The organism is Pseudomonas sp. AC255 (assembly GCF_979258175.1).
The window spans coordinates 5,175,464-5,196,790 of record NZ_OZ409841.1; the positions used below are offsets into that span (position 1 = coordinate 5,175,464).

General features: G+C 57.1%; 10 protein-coding genes, 2 tRNA genes, 4 rRNA genes and 1 pseudogene. 7 read left to right on the forward strand and 10 right to left on the reverse strand.

What is annotated here, in order from left to right; all coding sequences use genetic code 11:
• The first annotated feature begins 3 nt into the window (after window positions 1-3).
• Window positions 4-3,396, forward strand: coding sequence for a non-ribosomal peptide synthetase (locus ACZZ0K_RS23260; protein WP_258707420.1), 3,393 nt, complete (start codon window positions 4-6; stop codon window positions 3,394-3,396).
• Window positions 3,397-3,418: 22 nt separating this feature from the next.
• Window positions 3,419-3,886, forward strand: a complete 468-nt coding sequence (locus ACZZ0K_RS23265) for an SRPBCC family protein (RefSeq protein ID WP_252879198.1) — start codon at window positions 3,419-3,421, stop codon at window positions 3,884-3,886.
• A gap of 126 nt (window positions 3,887-4,012) precedes the next feature.
• On the opposite strand, the gene ACZZ0K_RS23270 is transcribed toward ACZZ0K_RS23265, so the two are convergent.
• On the reverse strand, window positions 4,013-4,798 hold the full coding sequence (locus ACZZ0K_RS23270) for a methyl-accepting chemotaxis protein (RefSeq protein ID WP_370593577.1): 786 nt from the start codon (window positions 4,796-4,798) through the stop codon (window positions 4,013-4,015).
• 69 nt (window positions 4,799-4,867) lie between these two features.
• Window positions 4,868-5,893: pseudogene (locus ACZZ0K_RS23275) on the reverse strand (HAMP domain-containing protein); the annotation flags it as partial.
• Between the two features lie 311 nt (window positions 5,894-6,204).
• Between ACZZ0K_RS23275 and ACZZ0K_RS23280 the strand changes: the two are divergent.
• From ACZZ0K_RS23280 to ACZZ0K_RS23295, 4 genes are all read left to right on the forward strand, one after another.
• Entirely contained in the window at window positions 6,205-6,705 is a 501-nt protein-coding gene (locus ACZZ0K_RS23280; RefSeq protein WP_041479723.1) for a sigma-70 family RNA polymerase sigma factor, read from the forward strand.
• Complete coding sequence (locus tag ACZZ0K_RS23285) at window positions 6,705-7,706, forward strand: FecR domain-containing protein (RefSeq protein ID WP_150742973.1); 1,002 nt, start codon at window positions 6,705-6,707, stop codon at window positions 7,704-7,706. Before ACZZ0K_RS23280 ends, ACZZ0K_RS23285 begins: the two co-directional genes overlap by 1 nt.
• 87 nt (window positions 7,707-7,793) lie before the next feature.
• Window positions 7,794-10,295 (forward strand): TonB-dependent siderophore receptor, encoded by a 2,502-nt coding sequence (locus ACZZ0K_RS23290; protein WP_258707419.1) that lies wholly within the window; start codon window positions 7,794-7,796, stop codon window positions 10,293-10,295.
• A 76-nt stretch (window positions 10,296-10,371) separates the two neighbouring features.
• Window positions 10,372-11,550: a PepSY-associated TM helix domain-containing protein gene (locus tag ACZZ0K_RS23295; RefSeq protein WP_463559435.1), complete on the forward strand. Its 1,179-nt coding sequence runs from the start codon at window positions 10,372-10,374 to the stop codon at window positions 11,548-11,550.
• Between the two features lie 66 nt (window positions 11,551-11,616).
• On the opposite strand, the gene rrf (ACZZ0K_RS23300) is transcribed toward ACZZ0K_RS23295, so the two are convergent.
• From rrf (ACZZ0K_RS23300) to ACZZ0K_RS23335, 8 genes are all read right to left on the reverse strand, one after another.
• Window positions 11,617-11,732, reverse strand: a 5S ribosomal RNA gene (gene rrf / locus ACZZ0K_RS23300).
• A 105-nt stretch (window positions 11,733-11,837) separates the two neighbouring features.
• A 5S ribosomal RNA gene (rrf, locus tag ACZZ0K_RS23305) occupies window positions 11,838-11,953 on the reverse strand.
• Between the two features lie 153 nt (window positions 11,954-12,106).
• Window positions 12,107-15,000, reverse strand: a 23S ribosomal RNA gene (locus tag ACZZ0K_RS23310).
• 238 nt (window positions 15,001-15,238) lie between these two features.
• A tRNA-Ala gene (locus tag ACZZ0K_RS23315) sits at window positions 15,239-15,314 on the reverse strand.
• Window positions 15,315-15,324: 10 nt separating this feature from the next.
• A tRNA-Ile gene (locus ACZZ0K_RS23320) sits at window positions 15,325-15,401 on the reverse strand.
• Between the two features lie 123 nt (window positions 15,402-15,524).
• A 16S ribosomal RNA gene (locus ACZZ0K_RS23325) occupies window positions 15,525-17,061 on the reverse strand.
• The 16S, 23S and 5S rRNA genes sit together here with 2 tRNA genes alongside, the layout of an rRNA operon.
• A gap of 630 nt (window positions 17,062-17,691) precedes the next feature.
• Window positions 17,692-18,912 carry a CaiB/BaiF CoA transferase family protein gene (locus ACZZ0K_RS23330; protein ID WP_463559437.1) on the reverse strand — a complete coding sequence of 407 codons (1,221 nt, stop codon included), beginning with the start codon at window positions 18,910-18,912 and terminating at the stop codon, window positions 17,692-17,694.
• A 14-nt stretch (window positions 18,913-18,926) separates the two neighbouring features.
• Window positions 18,927-20,108, reverse strand: coding sequence for an acyl-CoA dehydrogenase (locus tag ACZZ0K_RS23335; RefSeq protein ID WP_463559439.1), 1,182 nt, complete (start codon window positions 20,106-20,108; stop codon window positions 18,927-18,929).
• Window positions 20,109-20,265: 157 nt separating this feature from the next.
• Between ACZZ0K_RS23335 and ACZZ0K_RS23340 the strand changes: the two genes are divergently transcribed.
• Entirely contained in the window at window positions 20,266-21,165 is a 900-nt protein-coding gene (locus ACZZ0K_RS23340) for a LysR family transcriptional regulator (protein ID WP_095182267.1), read from the forward strand.
• Window positions 21,166-21,327 lie beyond the last annotated feature (162 nt).

The window sequence follows — 21,327 nt, forward strand, 5'->3', positions numbered from 1 at the left end:
GACATGAAACGTCTCGACATTTTGCTCACCGGCGCCAGCCAGGCCATGACCGATCTGGCCCGGGAGCTCGAACAGCATGGCCATGCTGTGACCCGCAGCGGCGTGGCTCAAACGGCGGTGGATCTGATCATCGACGATGGCTTTATCGCTGCCGGCGACTTCTGCGCGATCCCGCATCTGCACCTGCGCCTGGGTATCGCCGCGCAAGACCATGGCGGCCTGCCGACCCTCGACTTGCTGTGCTTCCTCGGCTCGTCGCTGATCAGCCGTGTGCCGATTGGCGATGAGCCATCCGGCAACGGTCAGTCGCTACGCCAACGAGCGCTTGCCCATGTGGTCGATGAGGTGGCGTTGCTGGTCAGCCGCTTTTCCCGCGATGCCGATTATTTGCGCCATGCCCCGGCTCTTAGAGCGCCGGATTTCGAACGCCTGGAAGACCTGCTGTTTCTCGACAAGCTAGCGTACGTCCACCGTCTCAACGACACGGCAAACCCGGCGCTGCTGGAGCAGGCGCAAATCCCGCTGATCGAGCGTCTGCAGCCAAGCCTGATCGAGCATGCCGAACGACCGGCGCTGCATGTCGGCGGGAAGACCATCAGCTACGAGCAGCTTCACGCCCACAGCCGCGCGATTCAACAGCGCCTGCTGCCCTTGCTCGAGCAACATCCGCAGCCGTGGGTGGTCGCTGTCTGCCAAGGCAAAAGCCCGGCACTGTTCGCCTCGATTCTGGCGACTCTCGGCAGCGGCGCGGTGTACTTGCCGCTGGAGCCCAGCCATCCATTGCCGCGTCAGCAATACATCCTGGAAAACGCTGGTGCGGTGCTGTTGCTTCACGATGGACAGCAGGCGCTCAGCGAATCGATGGCGGGGCTGGATGTCAGTGGCATCGAAGCGCCGAACGCCGCTCTCGACCGGCCGCTGATGCAGCACCGCCCGGTGCTCGATGCGCCGTGCATGGCGCTCTACACCTCGGGTACCACCGGGCATCCGAAAGGCGTGCTGCTCAGCCAGGCCAATCTCGCCCACTTCACCGCGTGGTACGCCGACTACGTGCAGTTGCACGCCGAGAGTCGGGTGTTGCAGTTCTCATCGCTGAGTTTCGATTCATCGCTGATCGACATCTTCCCCAGCCTGCTCGCAGGGGCAGAACTGGTCGTGCCCGACGACACCCAGCGCCGCGATCCATTGCAGCTGGTTGCGCTGATTCGCCGACGGCAACTGACCCACGCCTTCCTGCCGCCGGCATTGTTGAGCATCCTGCCACTGGAGCAACTGGAGGGCGTGCAGGTGATGACCGGCGGTGATGTCTGCGAGCCGTACGTCATCGAGCAACTGACCCGCCAAGGCACCCTGCACAACCTGTATGGCCCGACCGAAGCCACCGTGCTGATCACCGCGCGCCAGCTCAAACCGGGCGACAGCAACCGCACGCTGGGAGGGCCAATCGCCAACAGTCGGGTGCTGATTCTCGACGACGATCTGCAACCGGTGCCCGATCAAACCGTCGGTGAGCTGTTCATCGTCGGCCCCGGTGTCTGCCTCGGTTACCTGAACAATCCGCAGCAGACCGCCGAGCGTTATCTGAGCCTGTCATTGCCCGGCGGCGAGACCCTGCGCGCCTACCGCAGCGGCGACATGGCCCAATGGGGCGAGCACGGTATCGAGCTGTGCGGGCGGCGCGACAATCAGGTGAAAATCCGTGGCTTCCGCGTCGAGCCGGAAGAGATCGAGCGCTGCCTGCGCGAGAGCCGCTTGTATCGGCAGATTGCCGTGGTCATCGACAATCAGCGGCGCATTCTGGCGTTCCTCGCCCAGCCACAAACCGAGACTGCCCGGGACGAATTGAAGCCTCACGCCCGGCAGTTTCTGCCGGACTACATGCAACCGGTAGCGTGGACCGAACTGGCGCAGATGCCGTTCGCCAGTAACGGCAAAGTCGATCGCAAGGCGCTGTTGGCATTGCCGGTGACGGTGCAGGACAACGCTGCGAAATGCCTGCCGGCCAATGCTGACGAAGCGCTGCTTCTGGAGATCTGGGCCGAATTGCTGGAACTGCCGACCAGCGACATTTCCATCGACGAAAGCTTCTTCAATCTCGGCGGTCATTCGATTCTGCTGTCGCGGATGTTGCTACGCTTGCGTGAGGAATTCGGCCGGAGCATTTCGATCAATCGCTTCATCGAACAGCCGACCATCAGCAAACTGGCGACGCTGGTGCGCGGCAGCGATGACAGCGCCGTGCTCAGCGCTCAGGCCATGGCCGACGCCGAGCGCGAGCTTGATATCGAACCGTTGCCGATCAGCCGCATGGGCGATGTGCACAAGGTCATCGTCACCGGTGCCAACAGTTTTGTCGGCGTGCACATCGTCGAAGCGCTGCTCGGTTGGGGCGCCAGCGAGGTCGCCTGTCTGGTACGTGATAGCGCCGGGCAAACGGCGACGCAACGCTTCGCTCAGGCACTGCGCGAAAACCGTCTGGAGCACCTCGACCTGAGTCGTGTGCGGGTTTACGCAGCTGATATCAGCCGTCCGCAACTGGGTCTCGGCGATGAGGATTATCAGCGCCTGGACCGCGAGTTCGGTGCACTGGTACACAACGCCGCCAACGTCAACCACGTGCTCGATTACGAGTCCCTGGCGGCGGACAACGTCGAGCCGATTTTCGCCCTGCTGAAACTGTGCGAGGGGCGCAGTAAGAAGGTCTTCAACTTCGTCTCGACCCTGTCGGCATCCAGCACCGTGGATGATGCCGGTCGAGTGCTGGAACTGCCCGCCGCCGCGACGCCGCCGATCTACATTCGCAACGGCTACAACCTGTCGAAGTGGGTCGGCGAACGCATCCTTGAGAGGGCGCGCGAGCAGGGTGTACGGGTCAATCTGTATCGCCCCGGCAACATCAGCTTCAATAGCCTGAGCGGCGTCTGCCAGCCGCACAAGAACCGCTTGATGCTGATGCTCAAAGGCTCGATCCAGCTCGGTCAGGTGCCGGCCTTTGCATTGAATTTCGACTTGATGCCGGTGGACTTTCTCGCCCGCTTCATCGCCTTCCATGCCAGCCGTTATTCAGCGGATCGCGCGGTGTTCAATCTGCACAATCCCGAGCCGCTGAGCTGGGATGCCTACGTCGCATCGTTCCGCGAAACCGGCAGCGAGTTTTCGCTGGTCAGCGTCGCCGACTGGCAGCAGCAACTGAACCGGGTCGACGCCGACAACGCGCTGTTCGGCGTGCTCGGTTTCTACCTCAACGGCTTTGAAGAAGACATCGGCGACATCTCGCTGATCGGCCACGCCAACGCCGAGGCCGGCGTGCAGCAGATGGGCGCGCACTACCCACAGAAATCCCCGGCGCTGCTGCGTCGCGGCTGCGACTACCTGAAAGAAATCAACTTCATCTGACTCATCCCAAAGGAGCAACACCATGAGCAATCTGCAACCCGACACCCTGATCAAAAACCCGCAAGGCTGCCACGTTGTGTCGTCGGTGGAAGTGCCGGCGGACGCGGCAAAAGTCTGGGCGATCGTTGGCGATTTCGCTGGCTTCGAACGATTCATTCCGGCGCTGTCGCACACCGAAATGACCGGCGAGGGCGTGTCTTCGCTGCGCAAGAAAATCTTCAAGGACGGCAACGTCGTGGTCGAACAACTCAACTCGCGCGATGAACAGGCACAGCGCATGACCTGGACGACGATTTACAACACCTTGGGGGTGGCGAATCTGTGGGCGGCAATGCAGGTGGAATCGCTGAGCGAAGGGAAGTCGCGAGCGACCTGGACGATCATTGCCGAACCGGCTGCGGGTGGGGATGAAGCATTGCCGGGGTTCAAGGATTTTGTGCAGGGGTTTGCCGATGATGCGATGGGCAATGTGCTGAAGCTGTTTGTTTAAGGCATCGGTTTGGCGGTGATTGAACCGCCGCTTTCGCGAGCAGGCTCGCTCCCACATTTGGAATGCATTTCCCTGTGGGAGCGAGCCTGCTCGCGAAGAACGATAACGCGGTCTGCGATCTGTGAATCAGATCTTGAAGCTGTCGACCAACTGCTTCAACCGGTTCGCCTGCTGCGACAACGCATCACAATCCTTCAACGTTTCGTTGAGGTTGGCCACGCTCTGCTGGTTCAACAGGTTTATCTGGTTGACGTCGACGTTGAGAGTTTCCACCACCGCAGTCTGCTCTTCAGTCGCAGCTGCCACCGACTGGTTCATACCGTCGATTTCGCCGATACGCTGAGTCACGCTGACCAGACGCAGACCGGCCTGATTCGCCACTTCCACGCTCTGCTCGCTTGACGCCTGGCTGGCGTTCATGGTGCTGACCGCCTCACGCGAGCCGACCTGCAGCGAGGTGATCATCTTGTGGATCTCTTCCGCCGATTCCTGGGTGCGATGCGCAAGGTTGCGCACCTCATCGGCGACCACGGCAAAACCGCGCCCGGCTTCACCGGCACGTGCGGCTTCGATGGCAGCATTGAGCGCCAGCAGGTTGGTCTGCTGCGAGATGCCTTTGATCACATCGAGAATGTGGCCAATGTTGTCGGTGCTGGCGTTCAGGGTTTCGATCTGTGTGCACGACAGGCTGATTTTCTGCGACAGCTCGGTCATCGCCTGAATGGTTTGCTCGACCACCTGACGACCGTCGTCAGCTTGCTCGCTGGCGCCGCTGGCGTGCTGCGAAGCATCCGCCGCGTTGCGCGCGATTTCCTGAGTGGCCGCGCCCAGCTGATTGATCGCCGCCGCCACGCTGTTGGTGCGCGCACTTTGCTCGTCGGAACCGACGATCGAAGCGTTGGACGACGCCATCACCCGTTGCGACAGGTCATGTACGTGACGGGTCGCCGACGACACTTCGGAAATCGATGCGTGAATCCGTTCAACGAACTGGTTGAACGCGCTGCCCAGTTCACCGAACTCGTCTTTGCTCTCGACCACCAGACGCCGGGTCAGATCGCCCTCGCCCTGGGCAATGTCTTTCATCGCGCGGCCCATGGTGGTCAGCGGACGCATCAACACGTTGATCAACAGGCTCAGCAGCAAAGCAATCGCCGCGACCGCGACAAACATGGCGATCAACGCCGAAGTGCGGAATTGGCTGAGTGCGGCGTAGGCCTTGTCGCGATCGATCGACAGACCGATGTACCACTGCGCATTCGGCAGATCGCTGACCGGGGTGAACGAGAGAATGCGCTCCTGACCGTTGAGCACGACATTCTGGTTGCCCTTCTCGATGCGCACGCTGGTGTTCGGGTAGATGTCCTTGAGGTTTTTCATTACCTGATCTTTGTCCGGGCTGACGATCACCTGACCGTCTGCACTGACCAGAAACGCATGGCCGAGGCCACCGAAGTCCACCGAGTTGATGATCTTCACCAGGGTTTCCAGGCTCAGGTCACCACCGACCACACCGAGCAATTCACCGTCCTTCTTCACCGGCATGGCGATGGTCACCACCAAGCCGCCGACTGCCGCCATATACGGCGGCGTCAGCATGGTTTTGTCGGCGGCCACGGCCTGCTTGTACCAAGGCCGCTGACGCGGATCGTAACCGTCCGGCATCTTCGCATCGGGGCGTTGGGTGAAGACACCGTTGGCCTGGCCGACGTAAGTGAACTGGAAGTTCGAAGTGAAGGCCGGTTGATCGACAAGGCCCGGCAAGTCGGCATTCCTGCCTTGATGGGCAACGTTCTGCGCGAGGTTTTCCAGCACCAGAATCCGTCCGCTCATCCAGTTCTGCACGCTGCTGGCGGTGAGGTCACCGGCCTGCTGCACAGAGGACTGCAGATTCTGGCGAATGGTGTTTCGCTGCAAGTAATCGTTGTAGAGCGTGAACAACGCGAACGCCAGGACGACGACGCCCGAAGCGGCCAGGAGGATTTTATGGCTGAACTTGAGATTCATTTCATGGGACTTCTTATGCCAAAAGTGGGGATGCGTTCCGGTTGCAACATTCCATGTACAGCGCAGGCAGCGTTCTTCTGGCCGCTCTACTTTGGTGCACGCATTTCTCACCAGTCTGTCGGCCAACGGCGGAGAAATCTTAGGGGCGCGTGAGAAATGGACGCTTTCTGGACAGGATTCCCGCCGGACGGCGTGCCAGAGCGGCTGCGATGGAATTTTTCACAACCGCCATAGGGGCGACGGTTGCAAAATCTGTAACCCTTGATGACAATGCGACTAATTATCATTTGTGACGTTCGGGCTGGCGTGTCATGTCTTCACCTGAGTTGGTCGTACAGGCGCTTTACGGTAGTCATCACGGCTGGCTCAATGCCTGGCTGCGCGCGCGGCTGGGCAACGCAGCGGATGCGGCGGATCTGGCTCAGGACACTTTCCTGCGCCTGCTGCAACGTACTGAACGCCTCGAACTCAAAGCGCCTCGCGCTTTCCTGCGGACCATCGCGCGCGGCCTGGTGATCGATCATTGGCGCCGCGAGGAAATCGAGCGGGCCTATCTGGAAACCATTGCTCATTTGCCTGAAGGCGAAGTACCTGACGCCGAATCGCGCGCGTTGGTGCTGGAACTGCTGGAAAGCATTGCGCGCATGCTTGAGGGTTTGAAGCCGAAAGTGCGTCAGGCGTTTCTCCTGGCGCAGTGCGAAGGTTTGACTCACAAACAGATCGCCGAGCAGTTGGGCGTGTCGGTACGTTCAGTGGAACGATACGTCGCCGATGCGCTGTATCACTGCTATGTGTTGCGATATGAAAGCTGATGCCTGTGGATAACCTCTCACTCGGTCGCCGCGTCGAACTGCGTCAACACGTGGTCAAGCAAGCGATTCACTGGCTGCTGCGGCTGCGCAATAACCACGGCAATTCGCGGCTGACTCGCCAATGCGAGCAGTGGCGCGCCGAGCATCACGAACATGAAATCGCCTGGCAGCGGGTACAGTCGCTGCAAGCCGAATTGAGCTCCAGTCTGCGCGCCGTGCCGGGTGCGCAGGTCGCTTTCAATACCTTGGAAAACAGTGCGCAGGGATTGGGCCGACGCCAGGCCTTGAAGTTGTTGTCGGGCGCGCTGTTGATGGGCTCCGCCGCGTGGCTGGCCAAGGACAGCGCCCCTTGGCAGCAATGGAGCGCCGACTACGCGACGGCGACCGGCGAACGGCGAAGTTTCCAGTTGCCCGACGGCACGCGCATCGAACTCAATACCGCCAGCGCCGTGGACCTGGATTACACCGCGCAGCAGCGCCTGATCAAACTGACCCGTGGCGAGATCATCGTTACCTGCGGTGGCTCTGACGAAGGCGCGGCGGCCGATCGACCGCTGCGCATACAGAATCGCCACGGCACTTATGCGCCGGTCGATGCGCGTTTCATTTTGCGTCAGGAAGATCAGTGCACGCGGCTCAGCGTTACCCGCGGCCGAGTGTTGGTTCGCGCTGGCGGTCATTCCCTCGAAGCGCTCGCCGGGCAGAGTTTTCTGGTCGACCAAAGCGGTTTGCGCGCAGCGCCGACGCCGGATATGGATGCGGGCGCCTGGCTCGACGGTTTGATCGTCACGCGCAATATGCGCCTGGGTGATTTTCTTGCTGAAGTCGCCCGTTATCGCCCGGGGTTTCTGAGTTGCGCGGCGGATATCGCAGACTTGCGCCTCTCTGGGGTGTTCCGTCTGGAGGACACCGACAGGCTGCTGGCGGTCCTGCCGCAGACGCTGCCGGTGCAATTGCGTTATCGCACCCGTTGGTGGGTGACTCTGGAGCGTGCGGTCTGAACATTTTTTGGCGGGTTTTCGCAGGCAGTCCGGCTTAGTCAGTAAGCACTTCAACTCAGCCCCCGCGACTGCCTACGGAAATCCACAATGACTGTCCGCGCCACTTGTAAGAACCCTCTGAATTTCACTGCAGAATCGACACTGCTGCGCCATGCGGTTCGGGCAGCGCTGTTGTCCACTGCGCTGGGCGTCAGCGTGTTACCGAGCCTGAGTCTGGCCGCCAACACCGGCACCGAGATCAGCCACCGCTACAACATTGCTGCCGGGCCATTGGGCGAGGCGTTGAATCAGTTTGCCCGGCAGGCCGGTATCACCCTGGCGATAACACCGCAACAGACTCAAGGTCAGCAATCACCCGGCGTGCAGGGTGAATATTCGACCGACCAGGCCTTGAGCCATTTGCTCGGCAGCTCAGGGTTGGAAGCCGTCAGCCAGGACGGCAGCAGCTACATTCTGCGCCCACTCGCTGAAAGCGAAGCACTGGCCTTGCCGACCACTGATATCAAAGGTTTTGCCCTCGGCAACGCGCTGGGCAGCATGGCCGGCTACAACGCCACGCACAGCCAGATCGCCACCAAGACCAGTACCGCCTTGCTGGAAACCTCGCAAAGCGTATCGGTGGTCACGCGCGAGCAAATGGATGACCAAGGCTCGCAGACCGTCTCGCAAGCGATGCGCTACGCCCCGGGCGTGCTGACCAACCCGTATGGCGCTACGCACCGTTACGACTACGTGGCGATGCGCGGTTTCAACGACGGCTCGGTGGACAACATCTACCTCGACGGCCTCAAGTCGATGGGCGACAGCGGCACCTACAGCACCATGCAGGTCGATCCGTATTTCCTTGAGCGTGTGGACATTCTCAAAGGCCCGTCATCGGTGCTGTACGGTCGCAGCTCGCCCGGAGGCCTGGTCGCATTGACCAGCAAAAAGCCGTTGTATGAGGCCTACCATCAGGTGCAGGCGACAGTGGGGACGCAAGGCCAGCGTGGGGTTGGTTTTGACTTCAGCGGTCCGGTCGATGACGACAAGCGCATTGCCTATCGTCTGACCGGACTAAGCGATCAGTCCGACACGCAATTCGACCATAACAAGGAAAAACGCTTCGCCCTTGCGCCGACGCTGAGCGTCGATTTCAGCGAAGACACCTCGCTGACTCTGCAAGCCTATCTGCAGCACGATCCGGACGGCGGCTATCACGGCGGCGTTCCGGCGGACGGCACAGTCCATCAGCGCAATGGCGAGCGCATCTCGTCGGGCTTCTTCGAGGGCGAGCCGGGGATCGATGGCTACTCCCGTGACCAGCAGTCGTTTGGCTATCAGTTCGAACATCGCTTCAACGATGTCTTCACCGCCCGGCAGAACTTCCGCTATCTCGATTCCAAAGTGAACATGGATCAGGTCTACGCCTATGGCTGGACCACCCCGACCAGCAATGAACTGAACCGCTATTACACCGGCGGTGATGAGCGCCTGCATGCGTTCATCGTCGACAACATGCTGCAGGCCGAATTCTTTACCGGCGCGACCAAGCACACGGTGCTGATGGGCGCGGATTATCAGCGACGTAAAACGGTGGTCGACTGGACCAGCGGTGGCCTCGCGCCGATCAATGCGTTCAATCCGGTGTATGGCAATTCGGCGATCGAAATGTACGGCGACACCAGCTATCTGCGTCGTCTCGAGCAGACCGGTGTGTACCTGCAAGACCTGATCGAGATGGACAAATGGCGCTTCTCGCTTGGCCTGCGTCAGGACTGGGTAGAGACATCCGATGAAAACCGCATTGCTGAAGCAGGGCGTCCTGTTGGCACAGAGATCAATGATCAACGCACGAAACTCACTGGCCGCGCCGGCGCGCTATACCTGTTCGATAACGGTCTGGCGCCATACATCAGCTACTCCGAGTCTTTCAACCCGAACTCCTATGCCGACAGCGCCGGCAACCCACTGGCTCCTACCGATGGCAAACAGTGGGAAGTCGGTTTGAAGTACCAGCCGCCGGGCACCGACAATCTGTTCACCGCCTCGCTGTTCCGCATCGACCAGGAAAACCTCGCGACCAAACTGCCGCAGGAAAACTTCTATCGCGCGGTCGGCGCTGTGCGCTCGCAAGGTCTGGAGCTGGAAGCGCACATGCAACTGACCGATAACTTGAAAGTGCTCGGCAGTTACACCTTCACTGATATCGAATATTCCAGATCGATGATCAGCACCTTGAGCACGCCGACCGATGTAATCGAGAACAAGGGCAACTCGCCGACTCAGGCGCCGCGCCACATGGCCTCGCTATGGGCTGACTACAAATTCGACAGCGCCGCACTTGATGGTCTGCGCCTGGGTGGCGGCGTGCGATATGTCGGCTACAGCTGGGCCGATGCGGAAAACACGATGAGGGTGCCGTCTTACACGCTGTTCGACGCCTCGATTGGTTATGACCTGGGCAAGGTCGGCTTGAAAGGTGTGGATGTACGGCTCAACGCGAACAACCTGACCAATGAATCCTATGTCGCGTCCTGCGCCAGTCTGAACTTCTGCTACATGGGCGAAGAACGCAACGTAGCGGCGACCGTCAGCTATCAGTTCTAAAGCCGTGTCCTGTGCATAAAAAAGCCAGCCCCTGATATCAGGGGCTGGCTTTGTCGTTTCTTCGGGGGTGTTCTGTATGCGTGCGTTTCTGGTTTTATTGCATCGATATATCGGCCTGGCCATTGCGGTGTTTCTATTGCTGGCGGGCCTTACAGGCAGTGTGCTGGCGTTCAATCATGAACTGGATGAATGGCTGAATCCGCAATTCTATAAAGCGACGTCAGTGGGTGAGCGCCTGCCGCCCGGCGCGTTGGTAGAGGCGGTGCAAACTGCACATCCGAAACTGCAAGTCTGGTACATGGAGTATCCCCATGAGACGGGGCATACGGCGCTGCTGGCGGCCGTTCCGCGTAAAGATCCGGCGACGGGCCAGCCGTTCGATGAGCGCAATCAGGTGTTCTATCTGGACCCGATCAGCGCGGAGCAAAAAGGCGCGCGCTACTGGGGTGAATGCTGTTTTCAACGAGAGAACTTCATCCCGTTCATTCTGGAGTTTCATTACAACCTGACATTGCCCGGTAACTGGGGATTGCTGTTGATGGGTGGGGTGGCGATCGCGTGGGTGATCGACTGCTTTGTCGCATTGTTCCTGACCTTGCCGCGGGGCAAGCCCTTCTGGAAGAAGTGGGCGACTGCTTGGAAGGTCAAAGGCGGGCATGCCTACCGCTTGAACTTCGATCTGCATCGCGCCGGAGGATTGTGGTTGTGGCTGCTGCTGTTACCGATCGCCGTCAGCAGCGTGGCGATGAACTTGCCGAGCCAGGTGTTCAAGCCTGCAGTTTCGTTGTTTTCGCCCATCGAGCCGAGCGTTTATGAAGCCAGAGGACGAATGCCCGCCAATCAACTGGGGACGACACAGTTGAGTTATCAACAGGCGTACGAAAGGGCATTGCAGGAAGGGAAACGATTAGGACTGACGGCGGCAATCGGCGAGTTGTATTACAGCTTTGAGTACAACTTCTACGGCGCAGGATTTGGACAGCACGATACGGACGCACATGGAAAATCCTGGTTGTTTTTTCACGGTACCGATGGCCGATTATTGGGACAGGAAATCGCTGGACAGGGAACGCTTGGAGAGCAGTTCTATCGACTCCAGTTGCCCATACATGGGGGACGGATCATCGGGGTAACAGGGCAGGTAATGATCGCGGTACTGGGTGTGTTGATTGCGGGGTTGTCAGGGACGGGGGTTTATATCTGGTGGCGCAAGTGGCAGGCAAGACGCAAAAGCAAGACTCGCAGAACGGCATGATCTTTCGTACACGTTTTAATGACAAAACCCCTGTCTGCGTTAGCAGACAGGGGTTTCGGAATTCAATCTTGACGATGACCTACTCTCACATGGGGAAACCCCACACTACCATCGGCGATACATCGTTTCACTTCTGAGTTCGGGATGGGATCAGGTGGTTCCAATGTTCTATGGTCGTCAAGAAATTCTTTATCTGGCCCGTCAACACGGTAACAAGCCAGCAAAAACAGGAACTTCTACTAAAACAAAACCCCAACTGCTTTCGCAATTGGGGTTTCGGAATTTAATCTTGACGATGACCTACTCTCACATGGGGAAACCCCACACTACCATCGGCGATGCATCGTTTCACTGCTGAGTTCGGGATGGGATCAGGTGGTTCCAACGCTCTATGGTCGTCAAGAAATTCGGGTACTGACTCGGGACCAGACGGCCTCGCTTCAGCAAATTGGGTATGTGACAGCTGGTGTTTGTGAACTTCGAACTTTCGGTTCGTTTCGTCTTCACACACCGCAATCTGGTGCCTTTTCAGGTCAGCAAATTGCTTGGGTGTTATATGGTCAAGCCTCACGGGCAATTAGTATTGGTTAGCTCAACGCCTCACAGCGCTTACACACCCAACCTATCAACGTCGTAGTCTTCGACGGCCCTTCAGGGAACTCAAGGTTCCAGTGAGATCTCATCTTGAGGCAAGTTTCCCGCTTAGATGCTTTCAGCGGTTATCTTTCCCGAACATAGCTACCCGGCAATGCCACTGGCGTGACAACCGGAACACCAGAGGTTCGTCCACTCCGGTCCTCTCGTACTAGGAGCAGCCCCTCTCAAATCTCAAACGTCCACGGCAGATAGGGACCGAACTGTCTCACGACGTTCTAAACCCAGCTCGCGTACCACTTTAAATGGCGAACAGCCATACCCTTGGGACCGGCTTCAGCCCCAGGATGTGATGAGCCGACATCGAGGTGCCAAACACCGCCGTCGATATGAACTCTTGGGCGGTATCAGCCTGTTATCCCCGGAGTACCTTTTATCCGTTGAGCGATGGCCCTTCCATACAGAACCACCGGATCACTAAGACCTACTTTCGTACCTGCTCGACGTGTCTGTCTCGCAGTCAAGCGCGCTTTTGCCTTTATACTCTACGACCGATTTCCGACCGGTCTGAGCGCACCTTCGTACTCCTCCGTTACTCTTTAGGAGGAGACCGCCCCAGTCAAACTACCCACCATACACTGTCCTCGATCCGGATAACGGACCTGAGTTAGAACCTCAAAGTTGCCAGGGTGGTATTTCAAGGATGGCTCCACGCGAACTGGCGTCCACGCTTCAAAGCCTCCCACCTATCCTACACAAGCAAATTCAAAGTCCAGTGCAAAGCTATAGTAAAGGTTCACGGGGTCTTTCCGTCTAGCCGCGGATACACTGCATCTTCACAGCGATTTCAATTTCACTGAGTCTCGGGTGGAGACAGCGCCGCCATCGTTACGCCATTCGTGCAGGTCGGAACTTACCCGACAAGGAATTTCGCTACCTTAGGACCGTTATAGTTACGGCCGCCGTTTACCGGGGCTTCGATCAAGAGCTTCGCGTTAGCTAACCCCATCAATTAACCTTCCGGCACCGGGCAGGCGTCACACCCTATACGTCCACTTTCGTGTTTGCAGAGTGCTGTGTTTTTAATAAACAGTCGCAGCGGCCTGGTATCTTCGACCGGCATGAGCTTACGGAGCAAGTCCTTCACCCTCACCGGCGCACCTTCTCCCGAAGTTACGGTGCCATTTTGCCTAGTTCCTTCACCCGAGTTCTCTCAAGCGCCTTGGTATTCTCTACCCAACCACCTGTGTCGGTTTGGGGTACGGTTCCTGGTTACCTGAAGCTTAGAAGCTTTTCTTGGAAGCATGGCATCAACCACTTCGTGTTCTAAAAGAACACTCGTCATCAGCTCTCGGCCTTAAGATCCCGGATTTACCTAAGATCTCAGCCTACCACCTTAAACTTGGACAACCAACGCCAAGCTGGCCTAGCCTTCTCCGTCCCTCCATCGCAATAACCAGAAGTACAGGAATATTAACCTGTTTTCCATCGACTACGCTTTTCAGCCTCGCCTTAGGGACCGACTAACCCTGCGTCGATTAACGTTGCGCAGGAAACCTTGGTCTTTCGGCGTGGGTGTTTTTCACACCCATTGTCGTTACTCATGTCAGCATTCGCACTTCTGATACCTCCAGCAAGCTTCTCAACTCACCTTCACAGGCTTACAGAACGCTCCTCTACCGCATCATCCGAAGATGATACCCGTAGCTTCGGTGTATGGTTTGAGCCCCGTTACATCTTCCGCGCAGGCCGACTCGACTAGTGAGCTATTACGCTTTCTTTAAAGGGTGGCTGCTTCTAAGCCAACCTCCTAGCTGTCTAAGCCTTCCCACATCGTTTCCCACTTAACCATAACTTTGGGACCTTAGCTGACGGTCTGGGTTGTTTCCCTTTTCACGACGGACGTTAGCACCCGCCGTGTGTCTCCCATGCTCGGCACTTGTAGGTATTCGGAGTTTGCATCGGTTTGGTAAGTCGGGATGACCCCCTAGCCGAAACAGTGCTCTACCCCCTACAGTGATACATGAGGCGCTACCTAAATAGCTTTCGAGGAGAACCAGCTATCTCCGAGCTTGATTAGCCTTTCACTCCGATCCACAGGTCATCCGCTAACTTTTCAACGGTAGTCGGTTCGGTCCTCCAGTCAGTGTTACCTAACCTTCAACCTGCCCATGGATAGATCGCCCGGTTTCGGGTCTATTCCCAGCGACTAGACGCCCTATTAAGACTCGCTTTCGCTACGCCTCCCCTATTCGGTTAAGCTCGCCACTGAAAATAAGTCGCTGACCCATTATACAAAAGGTACGCAGTCACAGAACAAAGTCTGCTCCCACTGCTTGTACGCATACGGTTTCAGGATCTATTTCACTCCCCTCTCCGGGGTTCTTTTCGCCTTTCCCTCACGGTACTAGTTCACTATCGGTCAGTCAGTAGTATTTAGCCTTGGAGGATGGTCCCCCCATATTCAGACAAAGTTTCTCGTGCTCCGTCCTACTCGATTTCATGACCAAGAGATTTTCGCGTACAGGGCTATCACCCACTATGGCCGCACTTTCCAGAGCGTTCCGCTAATCTCAAAGCCACTTAAGGGCTAGTCCCCGTTCGCTCGCCACTACTAAGGGAATCTCGGTTGATTTCTTTTCCTCAGGGTACTTAGATGTTTCAGTTCCCCTGGTTCGCCTCTTGCACCTATGTATTCAGTACAAGATAACCATCTTATGATGGCTGGGTTCCCCCATTCAGACATCTCCGGATCAAAGTCTGTTTGCCGACTCCCCGAAGCTTTTCGCAGGCTACCACGTCTTTCATCGCCTCTGACTGCCAAGGCATCCACCGTATGCGCTTCTTCACTTGACCATATAACCCCAAGCAATCTGGTTATACTGTGAAGACGACATTCGCCGAAAATTCGAATTTCTCAACTAAGAGAACTCACAAATTTTACCTTAGCCTGATCCGTTACCAGTGAAAGTAACGTTCAGTCTATCTTTCTATCACATACCCAAATTTTTAAAGAACGATCTAATCAAAAGACTAGAAATCAATATTCAGTTCGAATATTCATTTCTAAACTCTCAAACTTCGAAGCAGTTTATGGTGGAGCCAAGCGGGATCGAACCGCTGACCTCCTGCGTGCAAGGCAGGCGCTCTCCCAGCTGAGCTATGGCCCCATAACAAAATTGGTGGGTCTGGGCAGATTCGAACTGCCGACCTCACCCTTATCAGGGGTGCGCTCTAACCAACTGAGCTACAGACCCAATTTCGAGCTTGTAACTGTTAGCTCAGAGCTATCAGCTTGGAGCTTAAAGCTGCTTCTATCGTCTTCTTCAATGAATCAAGCAATTCGTGTGGGAGCTCATGCAGCAGCTGATGTCGTCGATTAAGGAGGTGATCCAGCCGCAGGTTCCCCTACGGCTACCTTGTTACGACTTCACCCCAGTCATGAATCACACCGTGGTAACCGTCCTCCCGAAGGTTAGACTAGCTACTTCTGGTGCAACCCACTCCCATGGTGTGACGGGCGGTGTGTACAAGGCCCGGGAACGTATTCACCGCGACATTCTGATTCGCGATTACTAGCGATTCCGACTTCACGCAGTCGAGTTGCAGACTGCGATCCGGACTACGATCGGTTTTATGGGATTAGCTCCACCTCGCGGCTTGGCAACCCTTTGTACCGACCATTGTAGCACGTGTGTAGCCCAGGCCGTAAGGGCCATGATGACTTGACGTCATCCCCACCTTCCTCCGGTTTGTCACCGGCAGTCTCCTTAGAGTGCCCACCATTACGTGCTGGTAACTAAGGACAAGGGTTGCGCTCGTTACGGGACTTAACCCAACATCTCACGACACGAGCTGACGACAGCCATGCAGCACCTGTCTCAATGTTCCCGAAGGCACCAATCCATCTCTGGAAAGTTCATTGGATGTCAAGGCCTGGTAAGGTTCTTCGCGTTGCTTCGAATTAAACCACATGCTCCACCGCTTGTGCGGGCCCCCGTCAATTCATTTGAGTTTTAACCTTGCGGCCGTACTCCCCAGGCGGTCAACTTAATGCGTTAGCTGCGCCACTAAGAGCTCAAGGCTCCCAACGGCTAGTTGACATCGTTTACGGCGTGGACTACCAGGGTATCTAATCCTGTTTGCTCCCCACGCTTTCGCACCTCAGTGTCAGTATCAGTCCAGGTGGTCGCCTTCGCCACTGGTGTTCCTTCCTATATCTACGCATTTCACCGCTACACAGGAAATTCCACCACCCTCTACCATACTCTAGCTTGCCAGTTTTGGATGCAGTTCCCAGGTTGAGCCCGGGGATTTCACATCCAACTTAACAAACCACCTACGCGCGCTTTACGCCCAGTAATTCCGATTAACGCTTGCACCCTCTGTATTACCGCGGCTGCTGGCACAGAGTTAGCCGGTGCTTATTCTGTCGGTAACGTCAAAATTGCAGAGTATTAATCTACAACCCTTCCTCCCAACTTAAAGTGCTTTACAATCCGAAGACCTTCTTCACACACGCGGCATGGCTGGATCAGGCTTTCGCCCATTGTCCAATATTCCCCACTGCTGCCTCCCGTAGGAGTCTGGACCGTGTCTCAGTTCCAGTGTGACTGATCATCCTCTCAGACCAGTTACGGATCGTCGCCTTGGTGAGCCATTACCTCACCAACTAGCTAATCCGACCTAGGCTCATCTGATAGCGCAAGGCCCGAAGGTCCCCTGCTTTCTCCCGTAGGACGTATGCGGTATTAGCGTTCCTTTCGAAACGTTGTCCCCCACTATCAGGCAGATTCCTAGGCATTACTCACCCGTCCGCCGCTGAATCCAGGAGCAAGCTCCTTTCATCCGCTCGACTTGCATGTGTTAGGCCTGCCGCCAGCGTTCAATCTGAGCCATGATCAAACTCTTCAGTTCAAACATCTTTGGGTTTTTAAGAAACCCTAAACTTGGCTCAGCAATCGTTGGTTACATCTTTGATTTCTCGCGGAGTAACTTGTGATGCTGATAATCTTGTTGACTATCAGTCTGACTGCACAAGCACCCACACGAATTGCTTGATTCAGTTGTTAAAGAGCGGTTGGTTAAGATCTTTCGTCTCAACCGAGGCGCGCATTCTACAGCAGCCTCATTTTCTGTCAAGTGATTATTTTCAGAAGTTTTCGAAGAATTCTTCAACAACTTCAACCACTTGCGCTTCCGATCTCTCGTTAGCGGGAGGCGAATTCTACAGCGTTAATCGCTGCTGTCAACACCTCTTTTTCTCCGCTTTCGACCGAGAAGATCGAACCGTTAAAAGAGCTACACATCGCTGCTCTTTCAACTCCTCCCAGGCCTCGATGATCTGAAGCAAGCCGCTGTCGAAAACTGCGTAACTCTTTGAATCTCAAGGAGTTTTCCGTTTCGACTGCGCCGGAAGTGGGGCGAATTATAGACCTCTGGAATCTGCCGTCAACCGTTAATTTCGCTTTTCTTTCAATAACTTGCGTATTGGTTAAAAAACATCCAATCAAATGAGAAAAGAGCTTCTTCTATATAGAAGAAGACTTAAAGGACGCCTTCCTCCTTCAACGCAGCCACCGCGCCTGCCCCCAGACCCAGCACCCGCTGCAGAACCTCTAATGTGTGCTCACCTAATAAAGGAGGCGCATGACGATATTCAACGGGCGTCTCCGACAATCGAATCGGGCTGGCCACCTGAGGCACCATCCCCGCCAATGCATGCGGCAGCTCTATCGCCAGACCGCGCGCCTTCACCTGGGGATCTTTAAACACCTGCGACAGATCATTGATCGGCCCACAAGGCACACCCGCCTGCTCCAGTTGAGCAACCCACTCGGCCGTGGTCTTGAAGACCGTAGCTTGGCGGATCAACGGGATCAGCACCGCGCGGTTCGCTACCCGCAGCTTGTTGGTCGCGAAGCGCGGATCATCCGCCCACTGCGGTTGGCCAGCCACCTCTGCGAACTTGCGGAACTGCCCGTCATTACCCACGGTAAGAATGAAGTCACCATCCGCCGTAGGAAAGTCCTGATAAGGCACGATGTTGGGATGCGCATTTCCCAGACGCTTTGGCGCATTGCCCGTGGTCAGGTAGTTCATCGCCTGGTTAGCCAGACACGCGACCTGCACATCCAGCAACGCCATATCGATGTGCTGGCCGCCACCGTCGTGATCGCGATGAGCCAACGCCGCGAGAATCGCCACCGTTGAATACAGCCCAGTAAGAATATCCGTGAGCGCGACACCGACTTTCACCGGACCGGTGCCCTCATCTCCGTCAGGCCGGCCGGTCAGGCTCATCAAGCCGCCAAGCCCCTGGATCATGAAGTCATACCCTGCGCGCTTCGCGTACGGGCCGGTCTGGCCGAAGCCGGTGATTGAGCAGTAGATCAGATTCGGGTTGAGAACCCTCAGCGACTCATAGTCCAGACCATAGGCCGCCAGACCGCCCACCTTGAAATTCTCGATCAGAATGTCCGACTTCGCCGCCAGGTCGCGCACCAGCTTCTGCCCTTCAGGCCGAGTGAAGTCGATGGTCACCGATTGCTTGTTGCGGTTTGCCGAGAGGTAATAAGCCGCTTCCGATGTGTTCTCGCCGTAAGCGTCTTTAAGAAAGGGCGGGCCCCAGGCGCGGGTGTCATCACCATTGCCCGGGCGCTCGACCTTGATCACCTCGGCGCCCAGGTCGGCGAGGATCTGTCCGGCCCAAGGCCCGGCCAGCACTCGTGATAAATCCAGTACCCGTAGATGCGACAGCGCGCCCATGGTCCGCCCTCCTATTAATAGAACGCCTGCAGACCGGTTTGCGCACGCCCGAGGATCAGCGCGTGAACGTCATGGGTACCTTCATAGGTATTCACCACTTCCAGGTTGACGAGGTGACGGGCCACGCCGAACTCATCGGAGATACCATTGCCACCGAGCATGTCGCGCGCCATCCGCGCAATATCCAGCGACTTGCCGCAGCAGTTGCGCTTCATGATCGAAGTGATTTCAATGGCCGCGGTACCTTCGTCCTTCATCCGGCCCAAGCGCAGGCAGCCTTGCAGCGCCAGAGTGATCTCGGTCTGCATGTCGGCGAGTTTCTTCTGCACCAGTTGAGTCGCGGCCAACGGTCGACCGAATTGCTGACGATCCAGAGTGTATTGACGCGCGGTGTGCCAGCAGAACTCGGCCGCGCCCAGTGCGCCCCAGGAAATGCCGTAGCGTGCGGAGTTGAGGCAGGTGAACGGACCTTTCAGACCTCGGACGTCCGGGAAGATGTTTTCTTCCGGCACGAACACATTGTCCATGACGATCTCGCCGGTGATGGAAGCGCGCAGGCCGACCTTGCCGTGAATCGCCGGAGCGCTCAGACCTTTCCAGCCTTTCTCCAGAACGAATCCACGGATATCGCCGGCATCATCCTTGGCCCAGACCACAAATACGTCAGCAATCGGGCTGTTGGTGATCCACATCTTCGCGCCGGTCAGGCTGTAGCCGCCATCGACCTTGCGCGCCCGGCTGATCATCGCGCCCGGATCGGAACCGTGGTTCGGCTCGGTCAGACCGAAGCAACCGATCCATTCGCCGGAAGCCAGTTTCGGCAGGTACTTCTGCTTCTGTGCTTCGGTACCGAATTCGTTGATCGGCACCATCACCAGTGAGGATTGCACGCTCATCATCGAGCGATAGCCAGAGTCGACGCGCTCGACCTCACGGGCAATCAGGCCGTAGCTGACATAGTTCAGACCGCTGCCACCGTATTGTTCGGGAATGGTCGCACCGAGCAGGCCGACTTCACCCATCTCGCGGAAGATTGCCGGGTCGGTCTTTTCATGACGGAAAGCTTCGAGCACACGCGGGGCGAGACTCTGTTGAGCGAACTGCGCGGCGGTGTCGCGGATCATCCGCTCTTCTTCAGTGAGCTGTTGATCCAGCAGCAGGGGATCGATCCAGTTGAAGCTAGCTTTACCGCCCATGAGTGTGCCCTCGCAATCGGGTGAATTAACGTGGCATTGATCCTAGGCGCGGTTCGCCGTCGGGGCAAACGAGGATTTCGCATTCTGTTGTGCTAATTTCTCACTCCGTACCGTCGCGAATAGCCTTTTATGCGGCGCATTAGTGAGGTTGACGTACATGCGCAGGAAGATTCCCAGCACCGCCGCCCTGATCAGTTTCGAAGCTGCCGCCCGCCATGAGAGCTTTACCCGTGCTGCTGAAGAACTGTCGCTCACCCAAGGCGCCATTTGCCGACAGATCGCCAGCCTGGAAGATTTCCTCAGCGTGGAACTGTTCCGACGCTCGCGGCGTGGAGTGAAACTGACCGAGGCGGGTCTTTCATATAGCCGTCGGGTGGCGACTCAGCTCGATGCAGTGGAGCGCGACACCCTTTCCGTGATGGGCCAGCAGGGCACCAACGTCATCGAGCTCGCAGTCGTCCCGACCTTCGGCACGCAATGGCTGCTGCCACGGCTCAAGGATTTCCAGCTCAAGCACCCGGAAGTGACCGTCAACCTGACCAACCGCACCCGGCCGTTCCTGTTTGCCGACACCGAATTCGATGCCGCGATCTACTTCGGCGATGCCGATTGGTCGGGTACCGAATCCCACAGATTGATGGGCGAGAATCCGATGCCGGTGTGCAGCCCCGCCCTACTCGGCGATCACACGCAGCTGACAGCGCAAGCCATCGCCGAGCTACCGCTGCTGCAGCAGACCACCCGACCTTACGCCTGGCGCCAATGGTTCAACTCGCAGCAACTGAATATCCCTCGCGACATGACAGGTCCACGCTACGAGCTATTCTCCATGCTTGCCCAGGCAGCCATGCACGACATGGGCGTTGCGCTGATTCCGCCGTTTCTGATTCAGCGCGAGCTGACAGAGAAACGTCTGGTGGTTGCCAACTCTCAAGCGCTCTCCAGCATCAAGGCCTATTACCTGATGATTCCGGAGCGAAAAGTCGAATCGGCTTCGCTGAAAGCATTTCGTGACTGGCTGGTAAATCAGGCGCAGAGCTACAGCCTAGAAGAATAAAGGCCTTGCGCAATACCTAACCCCGTAGTCAGAAAAACCAAAGCCCTACAGATATAACTATTTGTCGCTTCTGAGCAGACTGTATCCGAAAGTCGTACAGACGTCCCACAAGCTGCCAAACACGTGGCTTTGAGCCTCTAATGGCGACTCATTGCTGCCTAT

What these genes read in the sequence shown, in the direction of transcription:
- ACZZ0K_RS23340 (WP_095182267.1), top strand. Translation starts at nt 20,266, where the DNA reads ATGCGCAGGAAGATTCCCAGCACCGCCGCCCTGATCAGTTTCGAAGCT.
- ACZZ0K_RS23295 (WP_463559435.1), top strand. Translation starts at nt 10,372, where the DNA reads ATGCGTGCGTTTCTGGTTTTATTGCATCGATATATCGGCCTGGCCATT.
- ACZZ0K_RS23270 (WP_370593577.1), bottom strand. Translation starts at nt 4,798, where the DNA reads ATGGCGTCGTCCAACGCTTCGATCGTCGGTTCCGACGAGCAAAGTGCG.
- ACZZ0K_RS23285 (WP_150742973.1), top strand. Translation starts at nt 6,705, where the DNA reads ATGCCTGTGGATAACCTCTCACTCGGTCGCCGCGTCGAACTGCGTCAA.
- ACZZ0K_RS23335 (WP_463559439.1), bottom strand. Translation starts at nt 20,108, where the DNA reads ATGGGCGGTAAAGCTAGCTTCAACTGGATCGATCCCCTGCTGCTGGAT.
- ACZZ0K_RS23280 (WP_041479723.1), top strand. Translation starts at nt 6,205, where the DNA reads ATGTCTTCACCTGAGTTGGTCGTACAGGCGCTTTACGGTAGTCATCAC.
- ACZZ0K_RS23290 (WP_258707419.1), top strand. Translation starts at nt 7,794, where the DNA reads ATGACTGTCCGCGCCACTTGTAAGAACCCTCTGAATTTCACTGCAGAA.
- ACZZ0K_RS23330 (WP_463559437.1), bottom strand. Translation starts at nt 18,912, where the DNA reads ATGGGCGCGCTGTCGCATCTACGGGTACTGGATTTATCACGAGTGCTG.
- ACZZ0K_RS23265 (WP_252879198.1), top strand. Translation starts at nt 3,419, where the DNA reads ATGAGCAATCTGCAACCCGACACCCTGATCAAAAACCCGCAAGGCTGC.
- ACZZ0K_RS23260 (WP_258707420.1), top strand. Translation starts at nt 4, where the DNA reads ATGAAACGTCTCGACATTTTGCTCACCGGCGCCAGCCAGGCCATGACC.